At 63.5% G+C, this 25,156-nt stretch carries 25 protein-coding genes; 12 read left to right on the forward strand and 13 right to left on the reverse strand.

What is annotated here, in order from left to right; all coding sequences use genetic code 11:
• Position 1: 1 nt before the first annotated feature.
• Positions 2-337, reverse strand: coding sequence for a succinate dehydrogenase, cytochrome b556 subunit (gene sdhC, locus AOT96_RS20665; RefSeq protein ID WP_007727327.1), 336 nt, complete (start codon positions 335-337; stop codon positions 2-4).
• A gap of 322 nt (positions 338-659) precedes the next feature.
• Between sdhC and AOT96_RS20670 the strand changes: the two genes are divergently transcribed.
• The 3 genes from AOT96_RS20670 to AOT96_RS20680 are packed head-to-tail and all read left to right on the forward strand — an operon-like array spanning position 660 to position 3,447.
• Complete coding sequence (locus tag AOT96_RS20670) at positions 660-1,064, forward strand: cytidine deaminase (RefSeq protein WP_007727326.1); 405 nt, start codon at positions 660-662, stop codon at positions 1,062-1,064.
• Positions 1,057-2,352, forward strand: a complete 1,296-nt coding sequence (locus tag AOT96_RS20675) for a thymidine phosphorylase (protein ID WP_003940738.1) — start codon at positions 1,057-1,059, stop codon at positions 2,350-2,352. The genes AOT96_RS20670 and AOT96_RS20675 overlap by 8 nt, the downstream gene beginning before the upstream one ends.
• Positions 2,353-2,361: 9 nt before the next feature.
• Complete coding sequence (locus AOT96_RS20680; protein ID WP_065352207.1) at positions 2,362-3,447, forward strand: adenosine deaminase; 1,086 nt, start codon at positions 2,362-2,364, stop codon at positions 3,445-3,447.
• A gap of 15 nt (positions 3,448-3,462) precedes the next feature.
• Here the strand turns inward: AOT96_RS20680 and AOT96_RS20685 are convergent, their stop codons facing one another.
• The 5 genes from AOT96_RS20685 to AOT96_RS20705 are packed head-to-tail and all read right to left on the reverse strand — an operon-like array spanning position 3,463 to position 6,717.
• Positions 3,463-4,701 (reverse strand): hypothetical protein, encoded by a 1,239-nt coding sequence (locus AOT96_RS20685; RefSeq protein ID WP_003940713.1) that lies wholly within the window; start codon positions 4,699-4,701, stop codon positions 3,463-3,465.
• Between the two features lie 47 nt (positions 4,702-4,748).
• Complete coding sequence (locus AOT96_RS20690) at positions 4,749-5,048, reverse strand: YbaB/EbfC family nucleoid-associated protein (protein WP_007727324.1); 300 nt, start codon at positions 5,046-5,048, stop codon at positions 4,749-4,751.
• On the reverse strand, positions 5,045-5,386 hold the full coding sequence (locus AOT96_RS20695; protein ID WP_065352208.1) for a hypothetical protein: 342 nt from the start codon (positions 5,384-5,386) through the stop codon (positions 5,045-5,047). The genes AOT96_RS20690 and AOT96_RS20695 overlap by 4 nt, the downstream gene beginning before the upstream one ends.
• 9 nt (positions 5,387-5,395) lie before the next feature.
• Positions 5,396-6,406 carry a C40 family peptidase gene (locus tag AOT96_RS20700; protein ID WP_065352209.1) on the reverse strand — a complete coding sequence of 337 codons (1,011 nt, stop codon included), beginning with the start codon at positions 6,404-6,406 and terminating at the stop codon, positions 5,396-5,398.
• Complete coding sequence (locus tag AOT96_RS20705) at positions 6,403-6,717, reverse strand: type VII secretion target (RefSeq protein ID WP_042449627.1); 315 nt, start codon at positions 6,715-6,717, stop codon at positions 6,403-6,405. Before AOT96_RS20705 ends, AOT96_RS20700 begins: the two co-directional genes overlap by 4 nt.
• A gap of 81 nt (positions 6,718-6,798) precedes the next feature.
• On the opposite strand from AOT96_RS20705, the gene upp reads away from it, so the two are divergent.
• On the forward strand, positions 6,799-7,422 hold the full coding sequence (gene upp / locus AOT96_RS20710) for a uracil phosphoribosyltransferase (RefSeq protein WP_007727319.1): 624 nt from the start codon (positions 6,799-6,801) through the stop codon (positions 7,420-7,422).
• Here upp and AOT96_RS20715 read toward each other — a convergent pair.
• Complete coding sequence (locus tag AOT96_RS20715; RefSeq protein WP_065352210.1) at positions 7,419-9,011, reverse strand: phospho-sugar mutase; 1,593 nt, start codon at positions 9,009-9,011, stop codon at positions 7,419-7,421. The genes upp and AOT96_RS20715 overlap by 4 nt on opposite strands.
• Positions 9,008-9,805, reverse strand: a complete 798-nt coding sequence (locus AOT96_RS20720; RefSeq protein ID WP_007727315.1) for a purine-nucleoside phosphorylase — start codon at positions 9,803-9,805, stop codon at positions 9,008-9,010. The genes AOT96_RS20715 and AOT96_RS20720 overlap by 4 nt, the downstream gene beginning before the upstream one ends.
• Positions 9,806-9,872: 67 nt before the next feature.
• Here AOT96_RS20720 and AOT96_RS20725 point away from each other — a divergent pair, with 67 nt between their 5' ends.
• From AOT96_RS20725 to AOT96_RS20740, 4 genes are read left to right on the forward strand one after another with little or no spacing between them, the layout of a single operon-like run.
• A complete protein-coding gene (locus AOT96_RS20725; protein WP_003940710.1) occupies positions 9,873-10,571 on the forward strand; it encodes an enoyl-CoA hydratase-related protein in 699 nt (232 codons plus the stop codon).
• Positions 10,572-10,583: 12 nt separating this feature from the next.
• Entirely contained in the window at positions 10,584-11,744 is a 1,161-nt protein-coding gene (locus AOT96_RS20730) for a M20 family metallopeptidase (RefSeq protein ID WP_050654878.1), read from the forward strand.
• Positions 11,741-12,889 (forward strand): M20 family metallopeptidase, encoded by a 1,149-nt coding sequence (locus AOT96_RS20735; RefSeq protein ID WP_003940741.1) that lies wholly within the window; start codon positions 11,741-11,743, stop codon positions 12,887-12,889. Before AOT96_RS20730 ends, AOT96_RS20735 begins: the two co-directional genes overlap by 4 nt.
• Before the next feature lie 55 nt (positions 12,890-12,944).
• On the forward strand, positions 12,945-14,021 hold the full coding sequence (locus AOT96_RS20740; RefSeq protein WP_030535059.1) for a hypothetical protein: 1,077 nt from the start codon (positions 12,945-12,947) through the stop codon (positions 14,019-14,021).
• Between the two features lie 13 nt (positions 14,022-14,034).
• On the opposite strand, the gene AOT96_RS20745 is transcribed toward AOT96_RS20740, so the two are convergent.
• Entirely contained in the window at positions 14,035-14,505 is a 471-nt protein-coding gene (locus tag AOT96_RS20745; protein ID WP_003940753.1) for a gamma-glutamylcyclotransferase, read from the reverse strand.
• A 154-nt stretch (positions 14,506-14,659) separates the two neighbouring features.
• On the opposite strand from AOT96_RS20745, the gene AOT96_RS20750 reads away from it, so the two are divergent.
• Together AOT96_RS20750 and AOT96_RS20755 are read left to right on the forward strand one after the other, a co-directional pair.
• Positions 14,660-16,063, forward strand: a complete 1,404-nt coding sequence (locus tag AOT96_RS20750) for an NAD(P)H-quinone dehydrogenase (RefSeq protein ID WP_003940987.1) — start codon at positions 14,660-14,662, stop codon at positions 16,061-16,063.
• Between the two features lie 181 nt (positions 16,064-16,244).
• Positions 16,245-17,426: an aminotransferase-like domain-containing protein gene (locus AOT96_RS20755; protein ID WP_065352211.1), complete on the forward strand. Its 1,182-nt coding sequence runs from the start codon at positions 16,245-16,247 to the stop codon at positions 17,424-17,426.
• Here AOT96_RS20755 and AOT96_RS20760 read toward each other — a convergent pair.
• Both AOT96_RS20760 and AOT96_RS20765 read right to left on the reverse strand, forming a co-directional pair.
• Positions 17,407-18,192, reverse strand: coding sequence for a 3-oxoadipate--succinyl-CoA transferase subunit B (locus AOT96_RS20760; RefSeq protein ID WP_003940707.1), 786 nt, complete (start codon positions 18,190-18,192; stop codon positions 17,407-17,409). The two genes, AOT96_RS20755 and AOT96_RS20760, sit on opposite strands and share 20 nt — an antisense overlap.
• Positions 18,189-19,103 (reverse strand): CoA transferase subunit A, encoded by a 915-nt coding sequence (locus AOT96_RS20765; RefSeq protein WP_231917270.1) that lies wholly within the window; start codon positions 19,101-19,103, stop codon positions 18,189-18,191. Before AOT96_RS20765 ends, AOT96_RS20760 begins: the two co-directional genes overlap by 4 nt.
• A gap of 83 nt (positions 19,104-19,186) precedes the next feature.
• Here AOT96_RS20765 and AOT96_RS20770 point away from each other — a divergent pair, with 83 nt between their 5' ends.
• Positions 19,187-20,083 carry a LysR substrate-binding domain-containing protein gene (locus AOT96_RS20770; protein WP_030535055.1) on the forward strand — a complete coding sequence of 299 codons (897 nt, stop codon included), beginning with the start codon at positions 19,187-19,189 and terminating at the stop codon, positions 20,081-20,083.
• On the opposite strand, the gene AOT96_RS20775 is transcribed toward AOT96_RS20770, so the two are convergent.
• Both AOT96_RS20775 and glpK read right to left on the reverse strand, forming a co-directional pair.
• On the reverse strand, positions 20,080-21,495 hold the full coding sequence (locus tag AOT96_RS20775) for an MFS transporter (protein ID WP_042449618.1): 1,416 nt from the start codon (positions 21,493-21,495) through the stop codon (positions 20,080-20,082). The genes AOT96_RS20770 and AOT96_RS20775 overlap by 4 nt on opposite strands.
• Positions 21,496-21,666: 171 nt before the next feature.
• Positions 21,667-23,157: a glycerol kinase GlpK gene (gene glpK / locus AOT96_RS20780; RefSeq protein WP_058039065.1), complete on the reverse strand. Its 1,491-nt coding sequence runs from the start codon at positions 23,155-23,157 to the stop codon at positions 21,667-21,669.
• Between the two features lie 108 nt (positions 23,158-23,265).
• Between glpK and AOT96_RS20785 the strand changes: the two genes are divergently transcribed.
• The gene (locus AOT96_RS20785; protein WP_003940825.1) at positions 23,266-25,008 is read left to right on the forward strand and encodes a glycerol-3-phosphate dehydrogenase/oxidase; all 1,743 of its coding nucleotides are present in this window, start codon (positions 23,266-23,268) and stop codon (positions 25,006-25,008) included.
• The last annotated feature ends 148 nt before the right edge of the window (positions 25,009-25,156 follow it).

Consider the following 25,156-nt stretch of genomic DNA (forward strand, 5'->3'; position numbering starts at 1 on the left):
GTCAGTGCTCCGCAAACATGTTGATGAGGATGCGTCCGGCGCCTGGGATCATCACCAGGAACCAGATCGTCAGAATGGTCCAGAGCATGACGCGCTGGTACTTCGGGCCCTTCGACCAGAAGTCCACCAACATCACGCGCACGCCGTTGAGGGCGTGGTAGAGGACTACGCCGACGAGGCCGATCTCCATGAGGCCGACGAGGGGGTTCTTGTACGTGTCGATGACGGCGTCGTACGTATCGGGATTGACCCGAACGAGTGCCGTATCGAGAACGTGTACGAATAGGAAGAAGAAAGTAGCGACGCCTGTGATCCGGTGTAGAACCCAGGACCACATTCCGGGGTCGCCCCGGTAAAGCGACCTCGTGCGCTCCTTCTGAGGAGCGGCTTCAGTCGTAGTACTCATCGAGTGCTGTGCCTCCAACGTCATTGGTGGACGCGTCGAGCCTGCAGAGAGCTTCGATGTACCTCAGCCCGGGCTCGACGGGATCCTGAACCGACTTGACTCAGACTCTAAACCTATGTGAAACCGGGAACTAATCAGATGCGGGATTCGTACGCGTACCAAACTCTTTGTAAGGTTTGCCTTTCCAATCTCGCCGAGACGGTTTCGGCGTGGTTTCTGCATCCATTCAGTCGGCGTGATTGGATAACGAACCATGGGTGACATCGACTGGAAGTTGTTGCGGCACAACGCGCAAGTGGTCATGCGGCACGCCTATGCGCCGTACTCGGGGTACGCGGTGGGTGCAGCGGCCCTGGTAGACGATGGTCGGATCGTCTCAGGATGCAATGTGGAAAATGTCTCATACGGTTTGAGCCTGTGCGCCGAATGTGGACTCGTCGGTAACTTGGCCGCCACCGGGGGTGGCCGGCTGATTGCCTTCACGTGCTGTGACGCGAAGGGCTCGATTCTGATGCCGTGCGGCCGGTGCAGACAGCTTCTCCTCGAGCACGGCGGGGGTGAGATGCTTGTCGACACGAGCAGTGGGTTCAAGCCGCTGAGCGAGCTGTTGCCTGATGCTTTCGGGCCGGAACAAGCAGAGGGGCTCCGCCATGTTTGACGCAGTTTCCATCATCGGCGCCAAGCGTGACGGCCGCGAGCTGTCGGGAACCGAGATCGACTGGATAGTTCAGGCGTTCACACAGGGGATCGTCGGCGACGAGCAGATGTCGGCGCTCGCGATGGCGATCTACTTCCGCGGAATGTCGCGAGCAGAGACCGGCCGATGGACCGAGGCCATGATCGAATCCGGCGGGAGGATGGACTTTTCGGACTTGCCGCTGCCCACCGTCGACAAGCATTCGACCGGTGGAGTGGGGGACAAGATCACCCTTCCGCTTGCACCCCTCGTCGCTGCCTGTGGTCTTGCAGTCCCGCAGTTGTCGGGCCGCGGACTCGGCCACACCGGTGGAACTCTCGACAAGCTCGAGGCCATTCCAGGTTGGCGAGCCGAGCTCACGGCGACGGAGATGGTCGACATTCTCTCGGATCCGAAAATCGGCGCGGTGATCTGCGCTGCCGGAGCGAATCTGGCCCCCGCGGACAAGAAGCTCTACGCGCTGCGCGACGTGACCGGAACGGTGGAATCCATTCCGCTGATCGCAAGTTCGATCATGAGCAAGAAGATTGCCGAGGGAACTGGCGCCCTGGTGCTCGACGTCAAGGTCGGTTCCGGAGCGTTCATGAAGGACCTCGGCGACGCGCGAGAGTTGGCACGCACGATGGTCGAGCTTGGCAACGACGCCGGCGTGCGTACAAGCGCTCTCATCACCGGGATGGACACCCCGCTCGGATTGACGGCGGGCAACGCCCTCGAGGTACGTGAATCCGTCGAGGTGCTGGCAGGCGGCGGGCCGTCGGACGTCGTCGAGCTGACCCTGGTCCTGGCTCGGGAGATGCTGTCCGCGGCTGGGATCGACGGTATCGACCCCGCCGACAAACTGGCCGACGGCACGGCAATGGACCGGTGGCGCGCGATGATCGCCGCACAAGGTGGGGACCCACACGCGACGCTGCCGGTGGCCCGGCACAGCGACGTCGTCACCGCGGACCGAGACGGCGTACTGACCCGACTCGACGCCATGGCGGTGGGCATCGCGGCCTGGAAACTGGGAGCCGGACGCGAACGGCAGGGCGAAGCCGTTCAGGCCGGTGCCGGCATCGAGATGCATGCAAAGCCTGGCGACGTGGTCCGTGCCGGGCAGAAGCTGATGACATTGCACACCGACACTCCCGAGAGATTTGATGCAGCGCGACGAAGCCTCGGCGGTGGATGGTCGATCGGGACCGATTCCGACACCGTTTCGCGACCGTTGCTCATCGAGCGAATTGTGGGTGATTCGCGTTAGCGTTGGCGAATGAACGCACCGGAGTTGACCACGATCCGCAGCGCACCCAAAGTTCTTCTCCACGATCATCTCGACGGAGGACTCCGACCCGAGACCGTTCTCGAACTGGCCGAGCAATGTGGCTACGACGAGCTGCCGGCGAATACGGCATCCGAACTGGCGCAATGGTTCCGAACTGCCGCTGACAGTGGATCGCTCGAGCTCTACCTCGAAACGTTCGCGCACACAGTCGCCGTGATGCAGACCCCCGAAGGGCTCGCACGGGTGGCACGTGAGTGTGCCGAGGATCTGGCCGACGACAACGTCGTCTATGCCGAGATCCGTTTTGCGCCCGAGCAGCACCTGGAACAAGGCCTGAGTTTGGACGAGGTCGTCGAGCACGTTCTCGAAGGTTTCCGGGCCGGCGAATCCGCTGCCAGGGTCGCGGGACGGGAGATCCGCATCGGCTGTCTCCTGACGGCGATGAGGCATGCCGCCCGGTCGCGGGAGATCGCCGAACTCGCGGTGCGATTCCGGGACCGCGGAGTGGTCGGGTTCGACATCGCCGGCGCCGAGGCCGGAAACCCACCGAGCCGGCACCTCGACGCGTTCGAGTACATGCGTGACGCGAACGCCCACTTCACGATTCACGCGGGTGAGGCTTTCGGGTTGCCGTCGATCCACGAAGCCATCGCCTTCTGCGGAGCGGATCGGTTGGGCCACGGCGTGCGGATCGTGGACGACATCGACGTAGGCGTGCAAGGTGGGGCAGAGTTGGGTCGGCTCGCGAACTACGTCCGTGACATGCGCATTCCCCTGGAACTGTGCCCGAGTTCGAACGTGCAGACCGGAGCCGTAGCCGCCCTGGCGGACCATCCGTTCGGACTCTTGGCGGACTTGCGCTTCCGAGTGACCGTCAACACCGACAACAGGCTGATGAGCGACACCACCATGAGCCGGGAAATGGCCGCGTTGGTCGAGACCTTCGGTTACGGATGGACCGATCTCGAACGCTTCACCATCAACGCGATGAAGTCGGCCTTCATCCCGTTCGACGAGCGCCTCGCGTTGATCGACGACGTCATCAAGCCGGGCTACGCCGTGCTCATCGGCTAGATGACGTGCGCCCGACTACTCAGATCGAAGCCGGGCCTCGAACTCGCGCTCGAGTTCGCGCCAGGCCTCGGATTCCTTGGTGAACGGCGCACTCGGAGCCATCCGCGACGGATCGGGGTTGAGGAGGTACGAGACGTACCAACCCAGCTCGTTCGACGCGGACAGAGCCTCCTCGGTGGAGTCGTCGTCGGCGAAATCTGCTGCATCGGTGAACAATTCGACTGCGAGTTCCAGCTGCTCGGCATCTACGACGTCCGGGCCCTGGGCGAGGTCGTCGGCGATACCGGGCAGAACGTAGACGTTCTCGTCCGTGACCTCGATTTCGAGTGAACCGTCGACGGCCGCATTCTGAATTTCGCCGTACGTACTGACCTGCGAGAGATCGTGTTCGTGGTTGTCGGCGAGGTAGCGAGCGAGTGCGCGCTCGCTACGGAAGACGGTGATCAGTCCGTCCTTGCCGAGGAAGATCGCCTGATCTCCCATGTAGCAGCGCAGAGTGTAGAACGTCTCGGCCGAGGTGATGATGCGGATCGGGTCGACACCGACCTCACCCCAGAAGGTCTCGACTTCGTCTTCGTCCTCTTCGAGGTCGTCTTCGTCGAATTCCTCGTCCTCGCCCTCCTCGGCGACATCGTCGGCGTCGACGGTGTTCTCGGCGGCAGCGAGCAGTTCAGCTTCGGCGACCGCCACAGCAGCTGCATCGACCTTCGGGGAGGTGACCACCTTGTCGATGGCGTCGAGAACGGCGTCCCAGTCCTTGACGATCGCAGCGCCGACCTGGTCCCACAGCTCCAGGCCTTCGCGGCCTTCGAAGGTGCCGGCGCCGGTGGCAAGCGCGCCGAGTACCGGATGGCCGCTGAAGAAGCGGATGACCGCGTCGAGTTCGCACACCTCACCGATGTTGCGAGCCATGTTCAGGGTGTCCTCGAGTTCCGAGACCACCAATGCCTCAGGGTCACCTGCGGCCAGTTCCGGCACGCCGACGAAGTCGAACGTGAAGTTCTCTTCCGGTTCCAACTCGGCTGCCGACAGTCCGGAGACGACGGCCCACGCCGGATGCTCGACCAGGTCGTTGTCGGAGTCCGTTCGGATGAAGGCCGCGAGTTCCGCGACGGAGGAGAACCCGTAGAGGTCTTCCTCATGGCCGAGAAACGCTTCCCACTCGTCGTCGCCCTCGCGCCAGCGAGGTGCCCACAAAGTGACGAGGTCTCCGTCGGTGAGTCCGATTTCGATAGGGACGATGTCTCCAGCCATGGGCGGAAGCCTATCCACCGCAGCGCGAAAGGCATAGCGGGGGTTCGTCACGTTTGTTTCAGGGCTACTCGGAGCTCACTGACCAGTCGCTCGCGTTCGTCGTTGGACTGTTGAACTGCCTGGTGAATCGTGGCCACCGTCAATGCGGCCACCGTCTGAGAATTCATCGCGGTGATTGCGTCGGTGATCCGTAGGTCGACCAGAGCGCCCAGCCCGTCGACAGTCGCCGTGACTATCCCACCCTCGCTCGAGACGACTACCCGAAGAGCGCCGACCCCGTCGACGGCGTCCTGCAAGAGTCCCGTCCGGTGTTTCGCCAGCTCCATGATTCGATCAATCTCGCTCATATCGAACGCATCCAGCTCGACGGAAGGTTCTGGCCCTCGGCGGCGTCGACATCGGCCAGTTCGTCTCGGGTCGGTAGACCGAGCCGATCGAGGATCGCTGCCGGGACTCCGGTCTCCTCGAGCTCCACACGATGGCGGGCGCCGGCTTCGATTGCTGCATGTGAGCACAGCGTGAGTATCTGCTGCGCCAACCGCTGCCCGCCGTACCGCAGTTCGTCCTGGCTGATCCGCAGGTCCACGGGCACGGCGTGCTCCGTGGCGCGGACCGCGATGGTTCTGGCGCGGTTGACGGCTACGGCTGTGATGATCGGCGGTGATTCGCGCTTGTTCTCGGGCATGATTCCCTGTCATTCCGTCGGACGGTAGAAGCCGTGAAAGCCCATGCCGCTGTTCGTGGTTCGGATGGCGCTGATCTCGACAGGATCGCCGGCTTCGACCATCTGACCGTTGCCGATCACCATGGCGACGTGTCCGTCCCAGACCGCGAGGTCGCCCGGCATCAGATTGTTCTGATCGACCTGGTTCCCGATTCCCTGTTCCTGAGCCAACCTCGGAATATCGACTCCGGCCTGGCCGTACGCCCATTGAGTCAGCCCGCTGCAGTCCAGACCGACTCCCGGCGTCGTGCCTCCCCAGGCGTACGGGACACCCTGTTGAGTGAGCGCGTTGCGTACGGCAGCAGCGGCCTCGGCGTTCGGTGCGGTGGCAATCGAGCCGTCGGGAAGTTCGACCTCAACGCCACCGACGGAACCGGAACCACTTGCGGAACCGGAACCACTTGCGGAACCGGAACCACTTGCGGAACCGGAACCACCCGCCGACTCGGAGACCCCAGGTGCGGGATCGGGTATCGGGACGGACGGGACGAGTGCGGACATCTTGTCGGTCGACCCGGCCAACTCACCGCGTACCCGCTCGATAACCGATACCGCGCGTCCGAGGTGCTCCAACGCGGCCGACAACAACATCAATTGGCCCGTCGGTGTCATCAGCGTCGGCCCGGCCTTGATCGCGAGTGTCAGAAAGGACTGGAGAATCTCACCGAGTTCGGTCATTCCCGCGTACACGGACGTTGTCGCTTCGTCCACGACGCCGGCGATGTCGGTCCCACGATCGGCGAGGTTTCGCGTCGACGTCTGCGTCTGCTCGGTTTTGGTCACCGCAGCGGTGAGTGCCGTGGACGAGCTCTGAGAGGACGCCAGTTCGCTCAGAGCAGCGCTTCCCAATTGGTATGCGATCTCGAGGGCGTCCGTGGCGATTCGGATGCCGACGTCGGGTCCACTTGCGCTGGGGGCACCAGTCCCGACAGTGTCGACCAGATCGATGATCGGTCGTGCGAGTGCGTCGACGTCGATCATGAGCGTGCGGCTTCGGTGAGAGCCCTTCGTACCGATTCCTCGGAGTCGAGATAGACGGCATGAGCGTCGAGGGCGGCCGACCGGACACTGGAAATTACAGTGGACAGTCGATCGATGTCGTCGATGTGCGCTTGTTGTGCCCGGCCCGCGACGCCGACGAAGTCGCCGCCGATCAGCCCGAGCACAGCGGACAGAGCCATGTGATCGCCACCCGCTGCGTCCTGTCGAGCTTGCGCGACGTTGTCGGCAACAGTGCCCAACCGCGTGGCGAACTCCGCGATGCTTTCAGTGTCCAGATCCAGATTTGTCAACTTGTCTTCCCCCCGTTGCGCTTACTCCTTCTTGGACGCCGCGCGGGGTGCTCCGGTTCCCGAGGAACTATTCTGATGGTCATGCAAACGCACGTAGTCGACCATCCGCTCGCGGCGGCCCTCTTGACGACAATGCGTGATGCACGCAGTGAGAACGCGACTTTTCGTTCCGCACTTCGCAGGCTCACGCACATGCTGGTCTACGAGGCCATGCGTGACGCGGAGGTCGAGGAGTTCCCGGTCGACACCCCGGTGGCAGCGACGACGGGCATCCGGCTCGCGAAGCCGCCGTTGTTGGTACCCGTGCTGCGGGCCGGTCTGGGCATGGTCGAACAGGCGAGTGCGCTGATTCCGTCGGCCGGCGTCGGCTTTGTCGGAATGGCACGTGACGAAGAGACTCATCAGCCGGTTCCGTACCTCGAATCCCTGCCGGCGGATCTGTCCGGGATCCCGGTGTTCGTGCTCGATCCGATGCTCGCCACCGGTGGTTCGATGGTGCACACCATCGACTTGCTGGTTGCGCGTGGCGCGACGGATGTCACGGCAGTGTGCGTCGTGGCCGCTCCGGCCGGCGTCGACGCGCTGGCAGCGTCCGGCCACCCGGTTCGTCTGGTCATCGCGAGCATCGACGACGGACTCGACGAGAACGCTTTCATCGTCCCCGGTCTCGGTGACGCCGGCGATCGGCAGTTCGGACCCCGCTAGAGCGAAAGGGCGAAGCTTCGGAGTTCGGCCAGCCGGGCCTTCGCCTGCTCTACTGCGTTCGCGAGATCGTCGCGGTTCGCCACCGGGACGACAACTTCGAGATAGCACTTGAGCTTGGGCTCGGTTCCGGACGGTCGCACCACCAGGCGGATCGACGGCCCGTCGAATATCACTGCGTCGGTGCGCATACCACCGCGAACCAGGGACAAGTCCTCGGTCGTGACCGGCTCGCCCGCGAGTTGGCTTGGCGGATCGGCGCGTAGCCGTTTCATCATTTCCGCGATGTCACTCGAGTCCTCGACGCGGCGGGATACTTGGTCCCCGCAATGCAGTCCGAATTCGACGGCATAGTCGCCTAGAACGTCCAACAGGGTTCTGTTGCTGCCCGCGAGGGTGGCAGCCAAGTCGGCCACCAGAACGGCAGCCGAGATTCCGTCCTTGTCCAGCACCACATCCGGATCGACGCAGTGCCCGATCGCTTCCTCGTAGGCGTAGACGAGTCCGTCGCCGGCGCGCGTGAGCCACTTGAATCCGGTGAGTGTCTGCGCAAACCTGGCTCCGCGGGCTTTCGCCAACTTCGAGAGCAGGGTCGAGGAGACGATCGTCGTCGCCACCAACGAATCTTCGGGCGCCGTGCTCAGTACGTGGTCGGCCAGGAGCACCCCGGTTTCGTCGCCGCGCAACATGCGCCACTGATCACCGTCGCGAATTCCGACGGCGCAGCGGTCGGCATCCGGGTCGAGTGCGATCGCCAGATCCGCGTCGACACTTCGGGCAAGGGCGAGTAGGCGGTCTGCGGCGCCGGGCTCTTCGGGATTGGGGAACTCGACGGTCGGAAACGTGGGGTCGGGATCGAACTGCTCCGCCACGACGTGCAGGTCCTCGAATCCTGCTGCTCGCAGAGTCGCGGCCGCAGTCTCGCCGCCGACGCCGTGCATTGCCGTGAGCGCAATCCGGATCGAGCGTGCGTCGCCGTGCGGGAGGGTCGCGATGCGGGCGATGTACTCCTCGACCAGAGAGTTGTCGGCCGGAATCACCGATGCCCGCGCGACGTCGGCGGCACCACCGATGCGGGCGATCTCGCTCTCGATTTCACGATCGGCGGGGGAGACGAGTTGCGCTCCGCCCGAGAGATACACCTTGTAACCGTTGTCGGCGGCAGGATTGTGGGAGGCGGTGATCTGGATACCTGCCGCTGCCCCGAGCCTGCGCACCGCGAACGCCACCAGCGGTGTCGGCAGTGGGCGGGGGAGCAGGGTCACCTCGAACCCAGCCGCTGCCATGACCTCGGCGGCGGCGAGAGCAAATGCCTCTGAACCGAGCCGGGCGTCGCGGCCGACCACAACGCGGGACCCGCCCTGGCAGCGAGCTGTCAGCCAGGCCGCCAGACCGGCCGTGGTCCGGATGACGACCGCGAGGTTCATGCCGTTGGGTCCGCCGCGTACCGGCCCGCGAAGCCCAGCAGTGCCGAACGTCAGCGGTGAGGAAAAGCGTTCGGCCAGTTCATGTTCGGAAAGGGCGGCTAATTCTGCGCGGGTAACTGGGTCCGGATCGGCGTCGATCCACTCGGTGACGTTCAGCGGTGTCACAGCTGCTCGACCAGTTGGCGCAGCAGCACTCCCATCCGGGCCGCCGAAGCTTTGCCTGCCGCCAGCACCTCCTGATGGTCCAGTGGGGCGCCCGTGATTCCGGCGGCCAGATTGGTGACCATGGAGATGCCGAGAACGCGGGCGCCGAGCGCGCGGGCCGCGATGGTCTCGTGAACCGTCGACATGCCGACCAGATCGGCGCCGAGTGTACGAAGCATTCGAATCTCGGCCGGAGTCTCGTAATGCGGACCGGGAAGCCCGGCGTAAACACCCTCGGCAAGGTCCGGGTCGATCGAGCGAGCCAGCGCCCGCAGTTCCGGCGAGTAGGCGTCGACCAGGTCGACGAACTCTGCGCCGACGAGGGGAGAGCGGGCCGTCAGGTTCAGGTGGTCACTGATCAGCACTGGTTGTCCCACTGCGTAGTCCTCGCGGATACCGCCGGCCGCATTGGTGAGGATGACGGTGTCGGCGCCGGCAGCAATGGCTGTCCGGACCGGGTGGACGACGGTACCGAGATCGTGGCCCTCGTATGCGTGCGCGCGCCCGAGCAGCAGCAGGACTTCGGTGTTTCCGACGCGCACCGAACGAATGGTGCCCGCATGGCCGAGGGCGGACGGTGGGGCGAAGCCAGGAAGATCCGCCATCGAGACTTCGGCTGTCACGTCCGCACCGGCGTCGCCGAACACGTCTGCGGCATCGGTCCACCCCGACCCGAGCACGATGGCGACTGACGGTGACGAAGAGCCAGTCATGGCGGACAGAGCAGCGGCGGCGGCCTCGGCGATCGTTCCCATGTGAGCAACCCTACTGAGGAGTCGGGTCGGTTCGCCGGGTGAGTTGGCGGGCGTTACTCTCCCATCCATGCCTTATCTCGAACGCGACGGCGACGTATTCATCCTGTACCTCGGCAACGAGGGCGAAACGGACAACGAGAACCGCTTCGGCCCTGAGTGGATCGACGCTGTTCACAGCAAGTTGGACGAGGTCGAAGCGCACGAGGGGCCCGCAGCCCTGGTGACGACGGCGACGGGCAAGTTCTACACGAACGGCCTGGACACGACGTGGATCTTCGGCAATCTCGACGGTCTCCCCGGCTACCTGGACAAGGTCCACACCATCTACAGCCGTTTGCTGACCTTCCCGATGGCCACGGTCGCGGCCGTGCAGGGGCACGCGTTCGGCGCCGGCGCCATGCTCGCGTCCTCGCACGATTTCCAGATCATGCGCGCGGACCGCGGCTTCTACTGCCTGCCCGAGGTGGGACTGAACATGCCGTTCACTGTCGGGATGTCTGCACTGCTGAACAGTCGTCTGCCCAAGCAGACGGCAGTCGATGCCATGACGACGGGGCGTCGCTTCGGCGGCGCCGACGCACTCGCTGCCGGCATCGTGCAGGAAACGGTCGACGGCGACGGAGTACTCGCCGCTGCTGTGGCCAAGGCGTCGGCACTGACGTCGACTCACGGCAAGAACTTGGCGGGAATCAAGGCAGGCATCCACCGCGATGCTCTTGCAGACCTCGCTCAGGTGACTGACAAGAGCAACTTCTCCTTCGGGTGAGACAATGATCGCGTGAACCAGAATGTCGACAGCGCAGTCAGGTCCGTAGAGGCCGATCTGATCGCGCTGTCGCATTCGATTCACAGCGACCCGGAACTCGCCTTCGAGGAGTTCCGCAGCGCTGCCAAAGTGTCGGACCTGCTGGCGCAGCACGGTTTCGCGGTCACTCGCGGGATCGTCGATCTGCCGACAGCTTTCGATGCCACCTACGGCAGCGGAGAGTTGGTCATCGCGATCTGCGCCGAGTACGACGCGCTGCCCGAGATCGGTCATGCCTGTGGGCACAACATCATTGCCGCCGCCGCGGTCGGGGCCGGCATCGCGTTGGCTACCGTGGCCGACGAACTGGGGATCACCGTCCGAGTGATCGGTACTCCCGCGGAGGAAACCGGTGGCGGCAAAGTCCTGATGCTCGAGCGTGGTGCATTCGACGGCGTCGGCGCGGCCATGATGGTTCATCCAGGGCCGATCGACATCATCGGTGCGACCTCGCTGGCCTTGGCGGACATCGCCGTGAGTTATCACGGTCGCGAGGCGCATGCGTCTGCTGCGCCGGAGTTCGGTCGTAACGCCGCCGACGCAGCGACGCTCGCTCAGGTGGCGGTCGGACTGTTGCGTCAGCACCTGCAGCCAGGTCAGCAGATTCACGGAATCGTCAGTGACGGCGGCACGGCTCCCAACATCGTTCCGGCTCGGTCCGAATTGCTCTACTACCTGCGTGCCGAAACGGCCGCGTCGTTGGCCAATCTGTCCGAGCGTGCCGACGCGTGCTTCGCCTCGGGTGCACTCGGCACCGGGTGCACCCACGAAATCCGCACGGTATCGCCTACCTACACCGAGCTGACCCCCGATCCGTGGCTGGCGGCGGCGTACCGTGAACAGATCGTCGATCTCGGGCGGGTGCCACTGGCAGCGGAATGGGAGCGCTCCCGTCCACTGGGTAGTACGGATATGGGTAATGTGACCAATGTGATTCCGGGAATTCACCCGGTCATAGGCTTGGATTCATCGGGGGCAGTGACACATCAGCCGGAGTTCGCGGCTGCGTGTATCACCACCTCCGCAGATCGAGCGGTAGTCGACGGTGCAATTGCGTTGGCCCGCACTGCTGTCCGGGTAGCGTCCGATCCAGAACAACGCGCCCGTCTGTTGGAAGGGGTAGATCGCCGGTGAACGCGGCAATCGACACGTGGATTCACGCGCACACCGACGACCTCGTCGCGTGGCGTCGACACATCCATGCCAACCCGGAGTTGGCTCGCCGCGAATACGCGACCACCGAATTCGTCGCCACCCGCCTCACTGCCGCTGGATTGTCGCCGAAGATCCTTCCCGGTGGCACCGGTCTCACGTGCGATATCGGACCGGAGGGTCCACGAATCGCACTGCGCGCCGACATGGACGCTTTGCCGATGCAGGAAGCGACCGGGGCGACGTACTCGTCCACGGTCCCCGGTGTGTCCCATGCATGCGGGCACGACGCCCACACCACCATCTTGCTCGGCGCCGGACTGGCTCTGGCCACGCTGCCCGAACTTCCCGTCGGGGTTCGGCTGATATTCCAGCCCGCCGAGGAAGTCATGCCTGGCGGAGCACTCGACGTCATCGCCGCGGGCGCGCTCGACGGTGTGTCCAGAATCTTTGCTCTGCACTGCGATCCGCGACTCGAGGCAGGCCAGGTGGGAATGCGCCTGGGTGCGATCACCTCTGCTGCCGACACGATCGAGGTCGTCCTCGACTCTCCGGGTGGGCACACGTCGCGGCCGCATTTGACCACGGATCTGATCTACGCGCTCGGCACCGTCGTGACCGGGCTGCCGGGAATGCTCAGCCGTCGTATCGATCCGCGTACCGGAACCGTCATGGTGTGGGGCGCGGTCAGCGCAGGTCAGGCGCCCAACGCGATTCCGCAGACCGGCATGATGACGGGCACGGTACGTACCGGCGATCACGACACCTGGGAGTTGCTCGAACCGCTCGTGGAAGAAATCGTCCACGGACTGCTCGCACCCACCGGAGTTCGCTACCAACTCAACTATCGTCGCGGAGTGCCTCCGGTCGTCAACGACGAGGTGTCCACTCGGATGTTCGAGGACGCCATCGCGACCGTCGGACAAGATGCTTTGGCGGACACCCCGCAATCCGGTGGTGGCGAAGACTTTTCGTGGTACCTCGAAACCGTGCCGGGTGCCATGGCGCGGCTCGGCGTGTGGTCGGGTGAGGGCGATCAGCTCGACATCCACCAACCCACTTTCGATCTCGACGAGCGAGCACTCGGCGTCGGTGTGAAGGTTCTGACGAGCCTGGTTCTGGGATAGTTCCGGTTCCCGTCGGGGGTACCGTTTTTCGTGTCGTTCGAGTGAAGGTACGGGCATGTCCATAGGCGTGGGAGTGCGAATCGGCACATTGGTGTCGACGGCTGTCGTTGCGTCGAACGATCCGGGTTCGGCCGATCCGGTGGTATTGGTTCGGGACACGATCCTCAATCAACGCAAGGACGGAACGACGGTGCTCGGTGGCACCGAGCAACTGGGTGCCGGCCGTGAGTTCGCCGAGAGCTGGTCGGGCTTTGTCGGTCGCGTCGGGGACCCGAGTGGCGTCGCGGGAACTGCCGATACTCGTTACCGCGCCGAGGATTTGGTGGCGACCTCGATTCGCTGTCTGTTGCAGGAATGCGAGCCGCTGCCCGATCGTGGTGGTCGAAGCGGGGGAGCGCCCGACATCGTCGCGACCTACCCGTCACGCTGGGACTCGTCGACAGCGGCCCTCATGCAGGATTCGCTGGTCTACGCGGGCCTCGAACGGGTCACACTCGTCTCGGATGCCGAGGCCGTGTCGGCGTGGTTCGAGTCGGAAATCGCGGCACTCGCCGGCACGCTCATCGGCATCTATCACGTGGACGACACCGGGGCAGCGGTCACCCTCGTGCGTTCTGGTGTCGCGGCCGGCCGTGCATTCGGCTTTGCCGGCGACGGGAGTTCGCCGAGTTCACGCCTCGCGACGGCTCTGGGTGCGTTCGGTTGGATGCCGGAGAACCTGGACGCCGTAGTCGTCACCGGTGACGGCGAACCGGCGACAGACAAAGCGGCCATGATGTCCATAGCGGCCGGGATTGCCGAAAAGCTCGGTGTCAGATGTGAACTCGGTCCCGGACCTGAGCAGTCGGCTGCGCTGGGAGCCGCAATTCTGGCTGCCGGATTCACCTCGACGTCGCACACTATCGTGCCGATCGGATTGCCGCCTTCACACGACGTGACCGAGGTATTCGACACCCTGGGACGCGAGAAGGTGGCGGCAGAAACCGCTGCCGGGGTGGCGACCGCCGAGCCGGAAACTGCAGTTGTCGCAGGCGAATCGGAGTCGCGCGGTTCCAAGCGTGTGCTCATCGGCGTGACGGTTGTGGTGGTGCTCGCAGCACTGGCAGTGCTCGCGTATTTCCTGCTGCTTTGAGCAGGACAGCTATCTAATCGGTAACACCGTTACCCGGACCGACATTGCGGCTGTTTCTCGTCCGCAACTCTCGTACGTACTCGGCCGGCGCTCCGGCAATCTCGGCAGCGTCGGCCATCACACCGATGTAGCGGGCCGACGGCAGCCCGCCTTCGTACGCATCCATGACGTAGAGCCACGCAAGTACCGCGTCGCCGGCGGTGTCGACCCGCACGCGGATCTTGCGGTGCAGACCCAGTTCGGCACCTTCCCAGCGGTCCAGACTCACTTCGTCCTCTTCCGGGACGTCGTAGAGCACCACGAAAACACTGGAATCGGGATCTTCGACCACGGTGGCGAGAGCACCCTCCCAGCCGAGGTCCTCGCCGCTGAAGGTCAGGCGCCAGCCTCGCAGCCACCCTGTCCCGGACATGGGGGAGTGTGGGCAGCGCAACAACATCTGCTCGGGATGCATGTTGGAACCGTAGGCGGCATAAATCGACACGGGCGCAAGCCTAAACCGTGGTCCGAGGGTGTGGCGAAGCGGACCACCGGACGCAAGTAATCTGGTACAAGCACTGCGCGACACGTGGTGCTCGAATAGCGTGACACTGGTCGACGGGAGACCCCTGCCGGCCACGCGAGGACTTGGAGGACACATGACCCGGATCGTGATCATCGGTGGCGGACCCGCCGGCTACGAGGCGGCACTGGTAGCCGCGCAGCACGGGGCCACGGTCACCCTGGTCGATTCGGACGGCGTCGGCGGTGCGTGTGTGCTGTTCGACTGTGTCCCGTCGAAGACGTTCATCGCGTCCACCGGAATCCGCACCGACATGCGTCGTGCATCCGACCTCGGCATCACTCTGGATCCGGAGCAGGCTTCGGTGTCACTGCCGAAGATCCACTCCCGAGTCAAGAGTCTCGCATTGTCCCAGTCCTCGGACATTCGCGCACGGTTGCAGACGGTAGGCGTCGAGGTTCTCTCCGGCACCGCCGAACTGACCGATCCGCTCCTCGGCATGGCAGCACACCAGGTTCGCGCGACGCTCGGAAGCGGCGAGCAGAAGACCATCGACGCAGACGTCGTGTTGATCGCCACCGGCGCCAGCCCCCGCATCATCCCGGGAGCCGAGCCCGACGGTGAGCGAATCATGACGTGGCGCCAACTCTACGACTTGGACGAGCTTCCCGAGCACCTGGTCGTGGTCGGTTCCGGTGTCACCGGTGCCGAGTTCGTCTCCGCGTACACCGAGATGGGCGTCAAGGTCACGCTCGTGTCCAGTCGCGACCGTGTTCTGCCCGGCGAGGATGCCGATGCGGCGCTCGTGCTCGAGGACGCCCTCGCCGAGCGCGGTGTCACCCTCGTCAAGCACGCCCGCGCGGACGCCGTCGAGCGCACCGAGAAGGGCATCGTCGTCAAGCTCTCCGACGGCCGCACGGTCGAAGGAAGCCACGCTCTGATGACCGTCGGTTCCGTCCCCAACACCAACGGTCTCGGCCTGGAGCGGGTCGGCATCGAGTTGGACAAGGGTGGATACCTGCGTGTCGACCGGGTCTCGCGCACCACGGTTTCCGGTATCTACGCTGCCGGTGACTGCACCGGACTGCTCCCGCTCGCGTCGGTGGCTGCGATGCAGGGACGTATCGCGATGTACCACGCACTGGGTGAAGGCGTCAGCCCGATCAAGTTGAAGACCGTCGCGTCGGCCGTCTTCACACGCCCCGAAATTGCAACGGTGGGTGTTTCGCAGGCAGCGATCGACAACGGAGAGGTGCCTGCGCGCACCGTCATGTTGCCGCTCAACACCAACCCGCGCGCCAAGATGTCCGGTTTGCGTCGCGGATTCGTGAAGATTTTCTGCCGCCCGGCTACCGGCGTGGTCATCGGCGGTGTTGTGGTCGCACCCACTGCTTCGGAACTGATCCTGCCGATCGCGATCGCCGTACAGAACAACCTGACGGTCAACGACCTGGCGCAGACGTTCTCGGTGTACCCGTCGCTGACCGGATCGATCACCGAGGCTGCTCGTCAGCTCATGCGTCACGACGACCTGGACTGACAACCGACCAGAGTCTTCTTACAATGTGGGAACTCTGTTTCATATACTGAAGTATTGGTGGGATAGTCGAGATACCGACCGAATCAAGGGTCGGTATCTCGGCGCTCTCCCGCCCCGTTGACCCAGGACGGCTCAGGGTGTTTTTCCTCTGACCTTCATTCTGCGTGCCTGGGAGCTTCATATGACACACGCCGCGCTGTCCGCTCGCATGGACGGACTCCGTAGTTCTGCAATTCGCGATCTGCTCACCCTGACTGCCCGGCCCGACGTCATCAGCTTGGCCGGCGGACTGCCCGATCCCGATTTCATTCCGCGGGAGCGAATCTCGAAGGCAGCCCACGACGCACTCGGTGACCCCTCGTCCGTTCAGTACGGCGAGACCTCCGGCCTGCGGCGCCTCCGTGAGGTGATCGCCGAGCGCGAATCATCCAAGATCGGGCGGACACTCGACGTGTCCGAAGTCGTGATCACCCACGGTTCTCAGCAAGGTTTGAGCTTGCTCGCGCAGGTCCTCCTCGACGCCGGTGACGTCGTGGTCGTGGAGGAACCGGCATATACCGGTGCGCTGCAGGTCTTTCGAACGGCGCAGGCCCGTCTCGTTCCCGTCCAGCTCGACGAGGACGGAATGGACACCGACGCGCTCGAGACGAAACTCGACGCCGGTCTTCGGCCCAAAGTTGTTCACACCGTGAGCAATTTCCACAACCCGCGCGGCGCGGTGCTTTCGGCGCAGCGGCGAGCGCACTTGGCGGCACTGGCGGACCGATACGGGTTCTGGGTGCTCGAGGACGACCCGTACGGCGAACTGTACTTCGGCGAGAAACCGCCCGCACCGCTGGCGGCGTTGTCGGACAGGGTGATTCGGCTGTCCAGTGCTTCCAAAGTGTTGGCACCGGCGCTGCGCGTCGGCTGGCTGCACGGCGACCGAAAGGTCTGCGAGGCGGTCGAACTGATCAAGCAAGGCGCTGACCTGTGCGGGTCTTCGCTCACCCAGCAGATCGCCGCAGACCTCTTCTCCGACGTCGAATGGTTCGACGCGCATCTCGACGTGCTTCGAGCGGGGTACGGCGCGAGGGCGAAGACGTTGGTCACGGCCGCCGAGACGGAATTGAGTGGGCGTGCACGCTTTTCCGAGGTCCGCGGCGGGATGTTCTGTTGGATGGATTTCCTCGACGACGTCGACACCACCGAACTCCTGGGTGCCGCGCTCGCGCATGGCGTGGCATTTGTCCCAGGTTCGGCCTTCGCGGTCGAAGCGGACCTTGGTCGAAGCGCTCGACTGTGTTTCGCGACGTATCCCGAAGCGGTGCTGGTCGACGCCGTCGGCAGGCTCCGGGACAGTGTCACCGCAGGTACAGCCTGACTTTGTCGATAGTGTTGCGGAGCAGATCGATCTCCGTACCGGACGGTGGGGTGGTGACGGTGACGTGGTCGGCGACGGCCAGATCCCATCCCGTCGCCTCTCGCACCTGATCGACCGAGATGCCTTCGTGGACACTGGTCAGCTCCAACTCGCCGCCGGGGCCCTGGTGTGTCAGGACACCGAGGTTGGTGAACACCTTTGTCACTCCTGCACCTGCCGGCATGATGCCCTTTCCGCTGGCGTGGGCGCGGGCGGGGCTGGGTGAGGTGCAGAAGTCGAGCGCGGCCGGAAAGGAACTGAGGTCGTGGCGACGCATCACTACGAAGATCTCGGCCGCGTTCGCGATGATCTCGACGGCCCCGCCTGCTCCGGGCAGTCTGACCGTCGGGTTCTTCCAGTCACCGATGAAACTTGTGTTCAGGCTTCCCGTTCGATCGATTTGAGCGGCCCCGAGAAAACCGACGTCGACGTTGCCACCTTGCAGGACATAACCGAAGAGTGCGGCCATACTGAGCACGGATTCGGCGCCGGAGACCACGACGGAGTCGGCGATACCTTCGGCCATCGCCGACGGATGCGCGCCGCACACTCCGGATTCGTAGATCAGTTCTACGTCCGGATTCGACGTGTGGCGCGCGAGATCGACTGCGAGCGTGGGGAGCCCGACTCCGGCGAAAACCCGGCGCTTACCCGCCAACTCGCGTGCCGCGACGGCGACGATCGTTTCGGTGGAGGTGGTGTTACCGCTGACAATCGTGGTGGTCACAGTCTGCTCCCGTAGTCGACAGGTGTGGAGAGTTTTGATTCGACCTTGAGATCCGACCAGTAGTCAGCTCCGAGCTTGGCGAGATATTCGTCGTGATCGCCGAGTGTGTACACCCATTCGTCGAGCCAATTTCTCAGCAACGAAGGGTCTTTGGAAATCTCGGTCCAGCGTCGGTAGAAGCCGCAATCGCGGTCGTAGTATCCCTGTGCGTACGACGGGTGCGCGCCGCGCGGGCAGACGACAACCGCGTCGACGGCGTGCGAGGGAATCAGAGTTCGGCTCGGATCTGACCTGATGACCTCGTCGTCGACCAGCTCTTCCACAACGACGATCGCCTTCTCCGCGGCGTAAACGGCTTCTTGCTGCACCCCGGCGATGCCCCAGATCTGTGCGTTCCCGGACGTGTCCGCTCGCTGTGCGCCGATGATCGTCACATCCGGATTCAACGGCGGCACAACGTAGACGCTCCCGCCGCCGTACGGATCCTCGACGAGTCTCAGTTGTGGGTTGAGTGCGGGTAGATCACTACCTGCGTACGACCGCAGCGGGAAGAAGGGAAGTCTGGCCGCTCCCGCCTGATACCGGCACACCATGCCGTAATGGCTGTATTCCTCGACTTCGAGGGGGAGCGGGTCCTGGTTCTCGATGCGTCTGCGTAACTCGTACAGAGAACCTGCGGAGCCGCTGGCGAAGAACGAGGCAACCAGCTTTCGGACGCAGCCGGCGGCGACGAGTTGATCGGAAACGATGTCCGGCGTCATCCGGCAGAGGGTGAGGTCCCTTCTGCCCTGCCGGATGATCTCGTGTGCCGCGGCAAAAGGAATGAGATGCGAAAATCCCTCCAGCGCAACGGTCATCCCGTCTTCGACGTATCGGCCGACGGCCTCTTTCATCGAGAGGGTCTTGTCCACGTGTGTACCTCTTCTTGTTCTTTCGCGCACTCGGTCGGTTTCGGAACTTGACATGTTCGGCCGGTGTGGCGCAACAATGTCGGGTGGAAATTCATCAGATCAACGCTTTTCTCGCGGTGGCTGAGGAGCTACATTTCGGCCGTGCGGCGCAGCGGCTTCGGATTGCGCAACCGCCGCTGAGTCGAACGATCAGGCAATTCGAGAAACAGCTCGGTTCGCCGTTGTTCGATCGGAGCACTCGAACTGTGCGGCTCACTGCTGCCGGTGAAGCGCTGCTGCTTCCGGCGCGCGAGATTCTGGACGCGTGCCGGATGGCCGAGATCGCGGTCTCTGCGGCAGGCAAGGGAACGACAGGTCGCGTTCGCCTGGGTTTCGCGGGGACTTCTTCGCATCTGCTCGTCGGGCGGTGGGCGAAATTGGTGAGAAAGACCAATCCCGGTATCGAATTCGTGCTCGACAGTTCTGCTTTCGCGAACGAGGCGTTGTTGATGCTGCTCGATCGACGACTCGACATCGGGATGGTGCGGTGGACCGTACCGCCGCTCGGGATCACGTCGAGATTGATCGCCGAGGAGAACTTTCTGGTGGCCATGTCCAAAGACCACCCGTTGGCGTCGAGGGACTCGGTTCGGTTGATCGAATTGGAGTCCGAGAATTGGGTGACGCTTCCGGCGGAGCCAGGTTCGATTCTGCGGGAGTCTCTGCTCACTGCCTCGAAGAACGCAGGGTTCCTGGCTCGAATCGTGCAGACGGCACCGGATTCGATGTCGTTGATCGCGCTGGTGTCCGCGGAAATCGGATGCTCGTTGACCATTTCCTCGGTGGCCCAGAGCATCGTGAATCCTGATGTTGTCTTTGTTCCGGTCATGGACCCACCTCCTCCTCTTCAACTGCGTATCGCCTGGCGAGAGGGAGACGACAGACCTGCTCTTCTCGAAGTGTTGAAATTGTCCGAGCAGGCGCTGCCGTCCCTGGCCTAGACGGTTGCCCGACCGGTAGGAATCTCACCCGCTTCGGACTTCGGCGAGTTCGCAATATCGACAAGAGTGTTTTCGAGTTCGAGTTCGTCGTAGTCCGCTTGTTCGGCCGTCGAGAGTTCGCCCGCGTTGTAGCCTGTACGTCGGAGCAGGAGCAGGGTGCAGATCAGTGAGACAAGGGCGTACAGCCCGGATACGATCGCGACCCCGACGATATTGCCTGACGTGTTGAGCATCCACTGCGCCAGTACGGGAGTTCCGCCGCCGACGACAAGGGAACACAATTGGTACGCCGTCGACAGACCGGTGTAACGGATGTTGGCGGGGAAGGCCCGAGCGAGAACGCCGGCGATGGCGCCGTAGAACATCGAGTGCGGGATCGTGGCCAGACACATCGCGACGACTGCGATGGTGAAGTTCCCGGTTCGGATCGCGAAGAACATGGCGGGCATGAGGACGAACTCCGGTATCACCATCAGGCACATGGCTTTTCGCATGTCGATCTTGGAGACCAGGACGGCACCGAAAGGTTGGACGATGAACTGCACGACGAGCGCGATCGCGATGGCGGCCAGGAAGGTTCCTCGATCGTATCCGAGTTCTTTTGTAGCCCAGGACAATGCGAAGGTGTTCTTGAAATAGGTGACCTGGGCGAGGGGGAGTGCGCCGGCGCCGAGGAGAACCAGTACCCAGTGCTTGCGCAAGACTTCGGCGAGCGGAAGCTTGACGACCTTCTTGCGTGCGAGAACGGCCTTCATCTCGTCCGACTCTTCGAGTTTGAGGCGAATGATCATCCCGAGAATGACCAGCACCGCCGAGATGATGAACGGGATGCGCCATCCGTACAGGAGGAACGACGGCGTCGGCATCGAGGACAGAAGGAAGAACGCGATGGTGGCCAACAGATTTCCGGCGGGTGAGCCCTGTTGGGCGAACGCGGAGTAGAGGATGCTCTTGCCCTTCGGTGCATTCTCGCTGGCAATGAGCACTGCGCCGCCCCACTCGCCACCGACCGCGACTCCTTGGATGACGCGAAGGGTGACCAGACCGATCGGCGCCCAGATCCCGACCTGTGCGTAGGTGGGGAGGAGTCCGATGCCTACCGTGGCGACACCCATCATCATCAAGGTGATGACGAGAGTGTTCTTGCGTCCGATCCGGTCGCCGAGGTGACCGAAGATGATCCCGCCGATCGGCCTGGCGAGGAAGCCTGCCCAGAGTGTGATGAAGGCGAGGAGAGTTCCGACTCCGTTCGGGAGAGTGTCGGAGAAGAAGATGTCGCCGAATACCAGGGCAGCGGCAGTGCCGTAGATGTAGAAGTCGTACCACTCGATAGTGGTTCCGATGAACGAAGCGATACCGGCTCTTCGCGCCTTGGCGTTGATCTCCTCGGAACTGCGAGTGGGTGAACTCATGCGTGGCGACCTTTCTCTGCAACATTCGCGGCGCCGAAACGTGGCGTGCCTGAATGAGATTCGCAGAGTGGTGTAGGTCACGTCCAATACCAACTTGGTCGCCTATTGATACCTCAGGAGTATCAATAGGCGACCATGATCAGCTCTTCCGGTATGGAAGGATCGGGGTGATTACTCGGACCAGTTGTACGTCCGCTCGACGGCCTTGTTCCACTCCGCGTACAGCCGTGACCTTTCGGACTCGTCCATCGCCGGTTCCCAGGTTTGGCCGACGGCCCAGTTGTTGCGGATGTCTTCGGTGTCGGCCCAATAACCGATGGCGAGGCCCGCTGCGTATGCAGCACCGAGAGCTGTCGTTTCGTTGACCACCGGGCGGATGACGGGAACTCCGAGGATGTCCGACTGGAACTGCATCAGGGTTTCGTTGACCACCATGCCGCCGTCGACCTTCAGTGCGGACAGTTCGACTCCCGAATCCGCTCGCATGGCGTCGATGACCTCGCGGGTCTGGTATGCCGTCGCCTCGAGCGCTGCGCGGGCCAGGTGTCCCTTGTTGACGAACCGCGTCAGACCGACGATGACACCCCGGGCATCCGGTCGCCACCGAGGTGCGAACAGCCCGGAGAACGCGGGCACGAAGTAGGCGCCGCCGTTGTCGTCGACACTTGCGGCGAGCGGCTCGATGTCCTTGGCGTTCTGAATGATTCCGAGATTGTCTCGAAGCCACTGGACCAAGGAACCCGTCACGGCGACGGAACCTTCGAGTGCGTACACGGCTGGGGCTTCGCCGAGTTTGTAGCAGACGGTCGTCAGTAGTCCGTGCTTGCTGTGCACCGGCTTCGTGCCCGTATTGAGAAGCATGAAATTGCCGGTGCCGTAGGTGTTCTTGGCTTCACCCTCGGAGAGGCAGGCCTGGCCGAATGTGGCTGCCTGCTGGTCACCGAGGATTCCGGCGACCGGCACACCGGCGAGATTGCCGCGTGGACGTCCTGTGCCGTAGACCTCTGAGGAACTACGGATTTCCGGGAGCATCGACATCGGGATTCCGAAGTCCGCACAGATCGATTCGTCCCACTGGAGGGTCTCGAGATCCATCAGCATCGTGCGTGACGCATTGGTGACATCTGTCACGTGGACGCCCTCGGTCAGGTTCCACACGATCCACGTGTCGACAGTGCCGAAGCACAATTCGCCGGCCTCCGCTTTTGCTTTCGCACCGTCGACGTTGTCGAGAATCCAGCGGATCTTCGGCCCGGCGAAGTAGGTCGAGAGTGGTAGTCCGGTCTTGTCTCGATACTTGTCCGGACCCTCGTCGCCGCCCAGTTCGACACACAGTTGATCCGTGCGCGTGTCCTGCCACACGATCGCGTTGTAGATCGGCTCACCCGTCGAACGCTCCCAAACGACGGTCGTCTCACGCTGATTCGTGATTCCGACGGCAGCGATGTCGGCCCGCGTGAGATCGACCTTCGCGAGAGCGCCGGCCACCACCTCCCGAGTGTTGATCCACAGCGCCGCCGGATCGTGCTCGACCCAACCTGCTCGCGGGAAAATCTGCTCGTGTTCTTTCTGTGCAACGCTCACCACGGCGCCGTCGTGATCGAAGATCATGCAGCGGCTCGACGTCGTGCCTTGGTCGATGGCGGCGATGTATTGATTCACTGTGCTCCTAGGTTCGGGCGTGTTCGCAGTAATCCGTGCGCTGTCGCAGTATGTGGATCAAGCTACTAGCCTGTAAACGGATTCGTCGTCGACTTACAGGAGACCGGGTTGAGTAAGCAGCAAGGTGCGCAGTTTCTCGGCCCGCAGCAGCGCGAAGCTGCTTGGGAACAACTTCAGACCGAGCAATTCGACGTCGTCGTGGTGGGCGGTGGTGTCGTCGGTGTCGGAGCGGCCCTCGATGCGGCCACCCGCGGGCTGAAGGTTGCGTTGGTCGAGGCCCGTGACTACGCATCCGGTACGTCCAGTCGCTCGTCGAAGATGTTCCACGGCGGTCTCCGCTATCTCGAGCAACTAGAATTCGGCCTCGTTCGTGAGGCGTTGCGTGAGCGCGAACTCTCGCTGACCACGCTCGCTCCGCACCTGGTCAAGCCGCTGAAGTTTCTGTTCCCCTTGGCTCACCGAGTGTGGGAACGCCCGTACATGGCCGCGGGAATCTTCCTCTACGACCGGATGGGCGGCGCCAAATCGGTCCCCTCCCAGAAGCACTTGACGCGGGCGGGCGCACTGCGCATGTCGCCGAGCCTCAAGCGCAGTTCACTGACCGGTGGCATCCAGTACTACGACACCGTCGTCGACGACGCTCGGCACACCATGACCGTTGCACGGACCGCCGCCCACTACGGCGCGGTTGTCCGAACGTCGACGCAGGTCGTGGGATTTCTGCGTGAAGCGGACCGGGTCTCGGGAGTTCGTGTTCGCGACTGCGAAGACGGCCGTACCGCGGAGGTCAAGGGTCACGTCGTCATCAATGCAACCGGTGTCTGGACGGACGAAATCCAGGCCCTCTCACGTCAGCGCGGACGGTTCCGGGTGCGAGCGTCGAAGGGCGTACACATCGTCGTCCCGCGCGATCGCATCGTCAGTGAAGCCGCCATCATCCTGCGTACCGAGAAATCGGTGCTGTTCGTCATTCCGTGGGGCAGTCACTGGATCATCGGCACCACGGACACCGACTGGAACTTGGATCTCGCTCACCCAGCGGCAACCAAAGCAGATATCGACTACATCCTCGGCCACGTGAACTCCGTTCTGGTCACGCCGCTGACGCACGCCGACATCGACGGTGTCTACGCAGGCCTGCGTCCGCTGCTTGCCGGTGAGAGCGACGAGACGTCGAAGCTCTCGCGCGAGCACGCCGTTGCCCGTGTGGCTCCAGGCCTGGTCGCCATCGCCGGTGGAAAGTACACGACGTATCGGGTCATGGCGGAAGACGCCGTCGATGTCGCAGCAGAAGACATTCCGGCGCGAGTGGCGTCGTCGATCACGGAGAAGGTGCCGCTCGTCGGCGCCGACGGATACTTCGCGTTGATCAATCAGACTGTGCAACTGGGCGAGCAGTACGGCTTGCATCCGTATCGCGTCAAGCACTTGCTCGACCGCTATGGTTCACTCATCACGGAGGTCCTCGAACTCGGCCGACAGACGCCGGAGTTGTTGCAGCCCATCACAGATGCCCCCGATTACCTTCAGGTCGAGGCTGTGTACGCCGCCGCGGCCGAGGGTGCATTGCACCTCGACGACATCCTGGCTCGCCGCATGCGCATCGCAATCGAGTACCCGCATCGTGGTGTCAACTGTGCGCAACAGGTTGCCGGATTGGTTGCCCCGATTCTCGGTTGGGATGCCGCCACCGTCGAGCGCGAGGTCGACACGTACCGAGCGCGCGTCGAAGCGGAGATCGAGTCGCAGACCCAGCCGGACGACGAGTCGGCCGACGCCTTGCGCGCCGCAGCGCCGGAGTCTCGGGCCGAGATCCTCGAACCCGTCGTCGTGGTGCCGGATCGGGTCTGAGTCGCCCGTCGTTTGTTCTCGGTCTGTCGCGGGTAGGCGGATGTCGAATCACCACCCGTGTCAGCACAGACCGGTCGAGCGTCGCCCAGGAGGATCCCAATGTTCGGTAGTCGGTCGAGATCTGCTGAGGAACACATAGCCACTGCTT

The organism is Rhodococcus sp. 008, from assembly GCF_001682295.1.
In the GTDB taxonomy this organism is placed as follows: domain Bacteria; phylum Actinomycetota; class Actinomycetes; order Mycobacteriales; family Mycobacteriaceae; genus Rhodococcus_F; species Rhodococcus_F qingshengii.